The 9,898-nt window shown below is 62.6% G+C and carries 11 protein-coding genes; 5 read left to right on the top strand and 6 right to left on the bottom strand.

Annotated features, from left to right (window positions below; all coding sequences use genetic code 11):
• Positions 1–187 precede the first annotated feature (187 nt).
• The 4 genes from F4Y38_12425 (at position 188) to queF (ending at position 4,161) form a co-directional block, all read left to right on the top strand.
• Positions 188–1,342, top strand: coding sequence for an inositol-3-phosphate synthase (locus F4Y38_12425; GenBank protein ID MXY50086.1), 1,155 nt, complete (start codon positions 188–190; stop codon positions 1,340–1,342).
• Between the two features lie 16 nt (positions 1,343–1,358).
• Positions 1,359–2,555, top strand: coding sequence for a hypothetical protein (locus tag F4Y38_12420; GenBank protein MXY50085.1), 1,197 nt, complete (start codon positions 1,359–1,361; stop codon positions 2,553–2,555).
• Positions 2,556–2,622: 67 nt separating this feature from the next.
• Positions 2,623–3,693 (top strand): ABC transporter substrate-binding protein, encoded by a 1,071-nt coding sequence (locus F4Y38_12415; GenBank protein MXY50084.1) that lies wholly within the window; start codon positions 2,623–2,625, stop codon positions 3,691–3,693.
• Positions 3,694–3,762: 69 nt separating this feature from the next.
• Complete coding sequence (gene queF / locus F4Y38_12410) at positions 3,763–4,161, top strand: NADPH-dependent 7-cyano-7-deazaguanine reductase QueF (GenBank protein ID MXY50083.1); 399 nt, start codon at positions 3,763–3,765, stop codon at positions 4,159–4,161.
• 13 nt (positions 4,162–4,174) lie between these two features.
• Here queF and F4Y38_12405 read toward each other — a convergent pair whose 3' ends face one another.
• The 3 genes from F4Y38_12405 to F4Y38_12395 all read right to left on the bottom strand — a co-directional run bounded on the left by F4Y38_12405 (position 4,175) and on the right by F4Y38_12395 (position 6,984).
• Positions 4,175–4,588, bottom strand: a complete 414-nt coding sequence (locus F4Y38_12405; protein ID MXY50082.1) for a BrxA/BrxB family bacilliredoxin — start codon at positions 4,586–4,588, stop codon at positions 4,175–4,177.
• A 212-nt stretch (positions 4,589–4,800) separates the two neighbouring features.
• Positions 4,801–5,643 carry a sugar phosphate isomerase/epimerase gene (locus F4Y38_12400; GenBank protein ID MXY50081.1) on the bottom strand — a complete coding sequence of 281 codons (843 nt, stop codon included), beginning with the start codon at positions 5,641–5,643 and terminating at the stop codon, positions 4,801–4,803.
• A 72-nt stretch (positions 5,644–5,715) separates the two neighbouring features.
• Positions 5,716–6,984, bottom strand: coding sequence for a Gfo/Idh/MocA family oxidoreductase (locus F4Y38_12395; GenBank protein MXY50080.1), 1,269 nt, complete (start codon positions 6,982–6,984; stop codon positions 5,716–5,718).
• A gap of 281 nt (positions 6,985–7,265) precedes the next feature.
• Between F4Y38_12395 and F4Y38_12390 the strand changes: the two genes are divergently transcribed.
• Positions 7,266–7,574: a hypothetical protein gene (locus F4Y38_12390; GenBank protein MXY50079.1), complete on the top strand. Its 309-nt coding sequence runs from the start codon at positions 7,266–7,268 to the stop codon at positions 7,572–7,574.
• A 21-nt stretch (positions 7,575–7,595) separates the two neighbouring features.
• Here F4Y38_12390 and F4Y38_12385 read toward each other — a convergent pair whose 3' ends face one another.
• From F4Y38_12385 to F4Y38_12375, 3 genes are all read right to left on the bottom strand, one after another.
• Positions 7,596–8,714 carry a cystathionine gamma-synthase gene (locus F4Y38_12385; GenBank protein ID MXY50078.1) on the bottom strand — a complete coding sequence of 373 codons (1,119 nt, stop codon included), beginning with the start codon at positions 8,712–8,714 and terminating at the stop codon, positions 7,596–7,598.
• 133 nt (positions 8,715–8,847) lie between these two features.
• Positions 8,848–9,330 carry a glyoxalase/bleomycin resistance/dioxygenase family protein gene (locus F4Y38_12380; GenBank protein MXY50077.1) on the bottom strand — a complete coding sequence of 161 codons (483 nt, stop codon included), beginning with the start codon at positions 9,328–9,330 and terminating at the stop codon, positions 8,848–8,850.
• A 95-nt stretch (positions 9,331–9,425) separates the two neighbouring features.
• Positions 9,426–9,788 carry a winged helix-turn-helix transcriptional regulator gene (locus tag F4Y38_12375; protein ID MXY50076.1) on the bottom strand — a complete coding sequence of 121 codons (363 nt, stop codon included), beginning with the start codon at positions 9,786–9,788 and terminating at the stop codon, positions 9,426–9,428.
• Positions 9,789–9,898 lie beyond the last annotated feature (110 nt).

Here is a 9,898-nt window from a genome sequence, read left to right as displayed (position 1 = left end):
ATAACAATTATTTATTTGATTTATATGAAAATCGGGCTTTCTTATTGCGATAGATGTTTACGAGGTCCCATTGAGCATTTCATTCATTCTTCAATACTCCGGGAGCGCGTGACGCGGTGCGCGTGACAGGTGCGCGTGAAGCGTGTGTATGTCGCGGGCCCGGCGACGGAAGGAAAGCGGGGAAAACATGAGCAGCAAAGTCAGAGTGGCCATCGTTGGCGTGGGCAACTGCGCCTCGTCCCTGGTACAGGGCGTCGAGTACTACCGCAGCGCCGCGCAGGACGAGTTTATTCCGGGCCTGATGCACGCCAACCTGGGCGGTTACCACATCAGCGACGTGGAGTTTTCGGCCGCATTCGACGTAGGCGCGGACAAAGTGGGCAAGGACCTCAGCGAGGCCATTTTCGCCCATCCCAACAACACGGTGAAGTTCGCCGACGTGCCAAACCTGGGCGTGCCGGTGCAGCGGGGCATGACCCACGACGGTCTCGGGAAGTATCTCAGCGAGGTCATCGAGAAAGACGCGGGCGACACCGTCGACGTGGTCGAGGTGCTCAAGGACACGAAGACGGACGTGGTGGTGAGCTACCTGCCCGTGGGCAGCGAGGAAGCCACGAAGTGGTACGTGGAGCAGATCCTGCAGGCCGGCTGCGGCTTCGTGAACTGCGTCCCGGTCTTCATCGCGAGCACGGGGCACTGGCCGGAGCGGTTCCGCAAGCACGGCCTGCCCATCATCGGCGACGACATCAAGTCCCAGGTGGGCGCCACCATTACCCACCGCGTGCTTACGCGCCTGTTCGCGGACCGCGGCGTCAAGGTCCTGCGCTCCTATCAGCTCAACTTCGGCGGCAACACCGATTTCTACAACATGCTGGAACGCTCGCGGCTCGAATCCAAGAAGATCAGCAAGACCAACGCAGTGACGTCCCAGCTCAGCTACGACATGGGCGAAGACAACATACACGTCGGTCCCAGCGATCACGTGCCGTGGCTCGAGGACCGCAAGTGGTGCCACATCCGCATGGAAGGCGAGACCTTCGGCGGCGTGCCGCTGAACCTCGAACTGAAGCTGGAAGTCTGGGATTCGCCCAATTCGGCCGGCGTGGTCATCGACGCGGTGCGGTGCTGCAAGCTGGCCCTGGACAACGGCCTCAGCGGCCCCCAGCTCGGCCCATCGTCCTACTTCATGAAGTCCCCGCCCGAGCAGTACGCCGACGACGTATGCCGGCGCCTGGTGGAGGAGTTCATCGAGGAGTACGGCAAGCAGACGGACCGTCCCACGGAAGTGCCCGCGGAGGCCCCCGCGGAAGTGCCGGTCGAAGAACCTGTTCTCGGAAGCTGACGGAGACCAGGGACTCATGGTCAAGCGCCTTCGCGTCGCCGCCGTCTGCACGATCTACTTCCCCGGCGCACACGCGGACGTCATCGTCTCCAAGTTCCTGAAGGGCTGGTCGGTCGACGAGGGATACTTCGCTCCCGAAGTGGACGTCGTATCCCTCTACATCGACCATGTCCTCGAGAACGACATCGGCCTGCGACTGGCCGAGAAGTTCGGCGTGCCCGTCTACCCGAGCATCCGCCGGGCGCTGCACGCGGGCGGCGACAGCCTCGGGGTGGACGCGGTGCTGCTCATCGGCGAGCACGGCGACTACCCGTGGAACGAGCGGGGCCGCCACATGTATCCGCGGCGGTACTTCTTCGAGCAGATCGCCGGCGTCTTCGCCGAGAGCGGCCGGTCCGTGCCCGTGTTCAGCGACAAGCACCTCGCCTACGATTTCCGGGACGCCCAGTGGATGTGGAGCCGGGCGGAGGAACTGGACATCCCTCTGATGGCCGGCTCCTCCCTGCCCCTGGCCTGGCGGGATCCCTGGATCGAGTACGATCTGGAAACCAACGTCGAGGAGGCGCTCACCGTGGGGTTCGGCGGGATCGAATCCTACGGCTACCATACCCTGGAGGCGCTGCAGTGCATGGTCGAGCGGCGGATCGGCGGGGAGACGGGCGTGGCTTCGGTGCAGTGCCTGGAAGGCGATGCAATGTGGCGGGCCTGCGAGGAGGGCCTGTGGTCGCGGGACCTGATGGAGTCAGCACTCGACGCCATCCCCGGCAAGCCCGAAGGATCGGCGCGGGATCACGCAAAAGAACCGGCGGCCTTCCTGGTGGAACGGCGCGACGGACTGCGGACGACGACCCTCATGCTCGGCGGCTACATCGAAACCTGGGCCTACGCCGCCCGTGTCGACGGCCGCGTGCACGGGGCCGTATTCAACCTGGTCCGCGAGGGCAACCACGCCCACTTCGGCTACCTGTGCGCCAATATACAGCGATTCTTCCAGACGGGCGCCGCGCCGTATCCGCCCGAGCGGACGCTGCTGGTCACGGGCATCGTCGACGCCGTGATGAACAGCCGGCACGAAGACCACCGTCCCATCGAAACGCCCTGGCTCGACGTCGCGTATAATTCCTATACTGAAATGCCCTGCCGGCCCGTCGCCTCCCAGCCGGAGGGCGGCAGCGTCGACCCCGAGGCGCCTGACATCACGGGCCGGGTGTGAGTTTGAGGGAAAAGGAATCGCGCTGAATACCAGGCACCTTTCCATTCTTCAGCCAAAAGAAGTCTGAATGTTACGATTATTCGTGTTATTTTCGCTGGTTTTGTTTACGCCGCCTGTGAACGGCCAATCTGTAACCGTGGTCAGCTTTGGCGGGTCGTTCGCCCAGGCCAGTGAGAAAGCCATCCACAGTCGCTTCGAGGTCGAGTCCGGTATAAGTGTAGACATGGACCATTTCAACGGTGGATTGGCCCAGGTACGCTCGCAGGTCGAGATCGGTAAAGTGTATTGGGATGTGGTCGATTTCGAAATGGCCGAGCTGGTTCGAGCCTGTGACGAAGGTTTGATCGTGCCGATAGAAACCGAACGCTACTCACCAGGGTCCGATGGTACGCCCGCACACAAGGATTTCGATTCGGGAACGATTACCGAATGCGGTGTGGGCAAGTTGTATTTCTCTACGGTGTTCGCCTACAACGAAAAGAACATCGGTGACATAATGCCCACAACGATCAAAGACTTTTTCGACATGGCCGGATTTCCGGGTCGAAGGGGCTTGCGGCGCGTGCCGCAAGGTAACCTCGAATTTGCGCTAATGGCCGACGGAGTACGTGTCGAAGAAGTATACGCCGTCCTGGACACGGAAGCAGGCGTAGACCGAGCGTTTGAAAAACTGGATACCATTAAAGAACACGTCGTATGGTGGGATACCGGTGCACAGCCGCCTCAATTGCTGGCCGACGGCGAAGTGGCTATGACTACGGCTTACAATGGCCGTATCTTCAACGCCCAGGCGAAGGAAGGTCAACCGTTCGTAATCGTCTGGGACGGACAGATACTGAAGATGGGCGCCTACGGCATCGTAGAAGGCACACAGAACCTCGAAGCCGCACATCGTTTCGTGGACTTTGCTTCATCGGCCCGGTCGATGGCAGAATTGACCAGGTACATTGCGTACAGTCCTACACGCCGATCGGCCATGCAGCTCATCAGTGTACACGCCGAAACCGGAGTGGAAATGATGCCGCACTTGCCGACAGGTCCGCAAAACATGGCACGTGCCCTGCATAACAACTGGCAGTGGTGGAGCGACAACGGAGAGGAAATCAACGAGCGTTTCAGCACATGGTTGACAAAATAGAAACGGGCGCGCTTTAATGTTTTTCTATGAGCGGCATTCAACCCTGTGCAATCCGCCTCAACAAACCTCATGGACATCGAACCCCGACATAAGCAGTTCGACTTCGACGGCCCCGAGGCCATCAAGCCCGAGGTCCTGGAGACCTTCCCCTACGAATCGAAGGGCGATCCCCTCGACGTGGATATCGATACGGACGAGTTCACGGCGGTCTGCCCCTGGACGGGGCTGCCGGATTTCGGTGAGGTGATCGTGTCCTACGTGCCGGACGAGCAGGTCCTCGAACTGCGGTCCTACAAGTACTACCTGCTCTCCTACCGGAACGTCGGCATGGTGCAGGAGCATGTCACGCGCCGGATCCTCGACGACCTCGTCGCCGCCGTACGGCCGGTCCGCATGACGGTCAGCACCGACTACCGGGTCCGCGGCGGCATCCACACGACCTGCACGGCGGAGTACGAGAAGGAATAGGTCCGGCCGGTTTTCAGCAGTGTTCGTTGAAGGCCAGCATCAGCCGCTCGGCCACGTCGAGCGCCGTGCGGCCCTCGATGTCATGGCGTTCCAGCATGAACGCCACCTGGCCGTCCTTCATCAGCGCGATCTGCGGAGACGACGGAAAAAACCCCTTGAAGTAATCCCGCGCCTTGCTCGTGGCTTCCAGGTCCATGCCGGCGAAGACCGTGGTGATCCGGTCCGGCTTCTTCTTGTTCTGCAGGGCCATGGCGACGCCCGGCCGGGCATTGGCCGCCGCGCAACCGCAGACGGAATTGACCACGACCAGCGCCGTACCCTCGTGCTCCTCCAACAGCGCGTCCACCTCGTCGGCGGTCTTCAGTTCCTCCACGCCCAGGTCCGTCAGCTCCCGGCGCATGGGTTCAACGAGTACGGGATCGTACATGACTGTGATGCCTCCTCGGGTTTGATGAACGTCACGATCATTCAAGCGATGATCGTATATTATACCTGCGCGACCCACGATTCAATTCAATTTACTTTTTAAATATAAACTTTCGCGCGGCGTTCGGCGGGTGTTCGCGGCGTCCCTCCCGGCGTCCCGCGGCGTCCGGCGGGTGTTCCTGGCGTCCCCGTCGGTCCGCGCGTGACGACCCCCTAAGTCCGCTCGGCTCGCGACGCCTCGAAAGCGGCCTCCAGGGTGCGGCAGGCCAGTCCGGCCGCGTCCAGGGGATCGTAGTCCTCACGCTGCTGTACCATCATGCTGACTTCCACGGTGATGTAATCGTCGTATCCCGCCGCCTGCATGGCGTCCAGGTACTCCACGTAGTCGAAATCGCCCTCGCCGGGGATCAGGAACTCGAAATCGGGCGCCCGGCCGCGCTGGTCCTTCACGTGGGTGTGCACGGTGTGGGGCGCCAGGGCCGCCACGCTATCTGCCGTGGGCACGCCGGCCACGTCGAAGTGGCTGATGTCGTAGTTGAGTTTCAGGTACTCGGAATCGATCAGTTCGAGCAGCCAGAGGGTCCGCTCCACGTCGCAAAGGCAGCAGCCGATGTGGGGCTCCATGGCGATGACCACGCCGTGGCGGGCGCCGTAGTCCACGAGATCGCCCACCTCGTTCAGCAGCCGGTCCCGCACGGCGGTCCAGTCCTCCGGCCGTCCGCCGGGCGTGGTGTCCAGGCAGGGCACGAGATGGTCCATGGTCAGGTCCGCGCAGAGTTCCACGGTATCCTTGAGCCTTTTCATGTTGGCGGCGTGCAGGCGCACGTCGGGCTCGAGGAGGCTTGTGTGCCCGGCGATAGCGGGCATCTCCACGCCATGCCTTGCGAAGAGGCCGCGGATCCGGCGGCGTTCCTCGGCTTCGAGTGTGCCCAGTTCCGTGACATAGCCCGGGATGACGGTGATTTCGATGCCGTCGTATCCCAGGGAAGCCAGGTGGGGCACCGCTTCGTCCAATTCGACGTCCGGCATGCCCCAGGTGGAGTAACCTAGTTTCATAAATCTCCGTCTCTGCGGCCGAAATGCCGGCCGGCCATGCCGTGACTCAACCCCGCCTCGGGCGTCTCTACTTCAGATGCCCAGGCTGTCGTTGATTTCCTGCTGATAGCCGTTGGTCTCGTCCGCCATGATCTCGTCCATGGTGACGGCCCTGCCGGCCTGTCCCGATTCCATGATGCCGTAGGAGACGGCGACCGAACGCATGCCCATGTAGCCGTCGACCTCAGGCTGGCGGCCTTCGTCGATGGCCTCCGCGAAATCGGCATACTCGATGGCGATGATCTTGCGGTCCGTTTCCGGGAATGGGAAACTGTATTTCCACATGCGTTCGCCACCGAACAGCGCCGCCGTCGCCTCATCCAGGGCGAAATCCGGCACAAGGTCCAGGAGGGCGTCTCCCTCGATGGTCTTGCCTTCCAGGGCAATGGTGAATGGCTGGCCGGAACGGTCGCCGGGCAGTTCCATCGACCCGGATGAACCGTAAATGCCACGGTGCCAGAATCCTTTGCCGAAGGTCGCGTGTTCTTCCAGGTACTGGCAGACCGCGCCGCTCTGAAAGGTCAGCGTGGCATAGGCGGCATCCTCGGCGGTCACCTCGAATTCAGCGGGCATCTCCGCCTGCCAGTGCTCGTAGACCCCGGCCGGCGAATTGCGGGAAGCCGTCGCGGGATCTTTGCCCGCCATGTCGTTGTAGCGTATCTTCTCATGGAGCCGCGTCTGGGCGTAGATGTCCGACACCGGACCCATGAAGTACTCCAGGATGTCCGCGAAATGAACGCCCACGTCGAGCAGCAGGCCGCTGACATTCTTCAGGTGCCGCCACACGGTGATCAGCATCTTGTTGCTGCCGCCGGCGGTATTATGGACCATGTACCGGGGCGTGCCGATCACGCCGGCGTCCAGCAGGGCCTTGGCAAGCCGGTTCACCGGATCCCTGCGGTAGTTCTCCGCGACGGACAGGATGCGCCCGCCCCCGTCCGTGGCTTCGCGCATGAGGCGGCAGGCGCGGACCGTGAGCCCCATGGGCTTCTCTGTCATCACGTCCCATCCCCGGGACGCCGCATCGGCGCACACCGTGTGATGGTGGCGGGGATCGGTGCAGATGTCGACGGCCTGCAGGTCGCCGGCGTCCACCTCGTCCAGGCTCGCGACCACCGCGGGACGGATGCCGAAATGGTCTTCGACGTGACCGGCCAGGGATTCGGCGTTCTCCCTGCGGGGGTCGCAGGCCACCACGGGTTCGAACCGGCAGAGACCGGTGCGGTGCAGTTCGGCCAGGCCGTAGAGGTGCCGGTGCCCCATGCCGCCGCAGCCCACCAGACCCAGTCTGATCTTTGACATGATTACTCCAGTATGTCTTATCGTCCGGTTGAATGTAAAACTCGGTAATACGCAGTTAAGCGGGTCATTCAGAACGATTTGTAAAACGACTTATAATATGGACCGGATCGCGCGCTGTCAAGGCTCCGGAGACGGCGAGAACCCGCCTGCCCGGCGTATTCCCCACTTGTTTTTCATGGTCGTATTCATTATATTGGACCGTTATCCGAATCCCGGCGACACGTTTCGTCGACCAGGCCGTGCAAGAAGACGAAGACCTTGTATAAAAGGATAAGGAAACCATGTTAAGACTGATCATTGCCGTGGCTGCCACGGCGGCGCTCACCGCCCTCACCTGGCACAAACGCAGACTGATCCGGGCGATGGCGGAAGAACTGCTCGAAAAGGGCATCGAACTGACCGTCAACAACAGGTTCTGGCCCTCGAAGTCAGAGGAGGATCTGGATGTGCCGATCGTCTACGTCACCGATGGGGGCTCGAAGTACCACCGGTCCGACTGCCACTTCCTGAACGGCAATGCCAGGGCCATCGCGCTCGACAAGGCGGCGGAAGAATACGCCCCCTGCGGCACCTGCCAGCCCGCGGCATAACCCACGCGCCTCCCGCCGGTTTCACTCCAGCGCCTGTACCAGGTCGGCGATCAGGTCCTCGGCCGCTTCCAGTCCGGGGGACAGCCGGAGCAGGTTGGGCGCCGTTACCGAGCCGGGTCCCTCGATAGACTGCCGGTGCTCGATCAGGCTTTCCACCCCGCCCAGGCTCGTGGCGTTCCGAATCAGCCTGACCTTGCTTGCGACCCGCAGCGCGTCCTCCCGCGTGCCTCTGACCCGCAGGGACAGCATGCCGCCGTACCCATCCATCTGCCGCGTCGCGATGGCGTGTCCCCGGTGATCGGGCAGGCCGGGATAATCGACGCCCTCGATCCCCGGATGACCGGCCATCGCCGCGGCAATGGCCTCAGCGTTGGCCACGTGGCGCGCCATGCGGCATCCCAACGATCGCATTCCCCGCAGGACCAGCCAGGCGTTGAAGGGGGAGAGCACGCCGCCGGTGACCGTCCGGACGCGCCGGGCCCGTACGACCCGGTCTCCGCTTTCACGGAACACGAGCGCGCCTCCCTGCACGTCGCTGTGGCCGCCCAGGTACTTGGTCATGGAATGCATGACGATGTCGGCGCCGTGTTGCAGGGGACGCTGCATCACCGGTGTGGCGAAGGTGTTGTCCACGGCCAGCAGGGCGCAGGCGGCGTGTGCGATGCCGGCCACCGCGCCGATGTCGATGACGTCCATGGCGGGGTTCGACGGGGTCTCCGCCCAGAGCAGCGCCGTTTGGGGCCGCATGGCGCGCCTGACCGCGCCCGGATCGGTCATGTCCACGTCGCTCACCTCGATGTTCCAGTTCGGCAGGAGTTCCTTGCCGACCGCGCGGGTGACGCTATACACGTCCCGGTGCATGAGCACGTGGGCGCCCGGATCGAGCGTCTGCACGCAGCCCGTTACCGCCGCCATGCCCGACGCGTAGACGAGGGCCACCGCGCCGTCCTCGATGGCCGACAGGGCCTCTTCCAACCGGTCCTGGTTCGGGTTGCCCATCCGGATGTAGACGTGTTCGTTCGTCGCCTCGCCCTCCGGCGTGTGCTCGAAGGTGGTCGAGAGGTGAATGGAAGGCGCGATGGCCCCGGAGCCGGGCTCCAGTCCTCCCCCCGCGTGGACCAGCAGCGTGTCTGGCTTCATGGTCTGCTCCCGTTTCAAAAACAAATGATGACCGGTCCGGCGCGCCCGGCCAGCGTGCGCCGTCCGCGGCAGGCCGGTACTTCGGTCCAATTCGCCCGGCCAGCGTGCGCCGTCCGCAGCCGCCGGATCGTGTTCAGCCGCCGCAGCACGTCGTCGCATCGGACGAACGTGCCTGTTCGGAAGGGCCGCCCGGTTCAAGTTCCGCGCAACAGGATTCATCATCCCGCCCGCCCGGTTCATCCAGGTCCCGGTTCAGCACGTAGATCTCCCATTCGCGGCCGTCCGGGTCCTCCACCCAGAACTTGTCCTGATTGGCGTAACAGCAGTCGCAGTCCATCTCTTCACGGGTATCCAGTCCGGATGTCCTGATACGCAGCAGGTGCCGCAGGACCGTTTCGTGGTCCCGGACCTCGATGCCGAAATGGTTCGCCCCGTCGCCCGCGGCCTTCCCATCCGCGTACAGGGCCAGGTTCAGGGGGGCGATGGACGGCAGGAACTTGACATAACCGGGATGGGTCTTCACGGGATCCTCACCGAACAGTTTTCTGTAGAATGCGACGCTTCGTTCCAGGTCGCGTACGGGAAACGACAGATGGATCTTGGGATAATCTGACATGTCTTCCTCCTGAATGGTATCGGTACTGCTAGAGCGTTCTTCCAATTGAACCGGTTCTTCGTTCAACGACCGGTGGTTTAGCAACGACCGGTGATTCAACAGCAGGCGGTAAGCAGGCGCACCAGGTCGCTTACCCGTTCGGGCCGCACGCGGTAGAAGATATACCGTTCTTCGCGGCGGGACGCCAGCAGATCGGCGCGGCGCAGGACGTCCAGGTGGTGGGAGAGGGTCGCCCAGGGCACGCCGAGTGCCTCCTGCAGGTTCCCGACGGAATCTCCCCCTTCACCCTGGCGGACAAGGTGATAGAAGATCGCCAGCCGTGTCCGGTGGCTCAGCGCCTTGAACGCTTCGGCGTGTTTCTGTTCGGCCTCGAGTGAGGCAGGGACGAATTCCGTATTGATCATTTCCATATTTCTAAAAATATTGTAATGAAGTCCGTGCGTCAATTCTTTTTTCATGCCACCGCCGACGCCCGATGGACGCGCCGGACATCCTGTTCAGACGCCTTCTTTGTACCTTGACAGCCCGGTGGCACGGGTGCATTTTTTGAAATGGTATTCCTCTTTCG

This window comes from Gemmatimonadota bacterium, assembly GCA_009838645.1.
Taxonomy (GTDB): Bacteria; JAAXHH01; JAAXHH01; order JAAXHH01; family JAAXHH01; genus JAAXHH01.
This window is presented reverse-complemented; position numbering and strand designations above follow the sequence as displayed.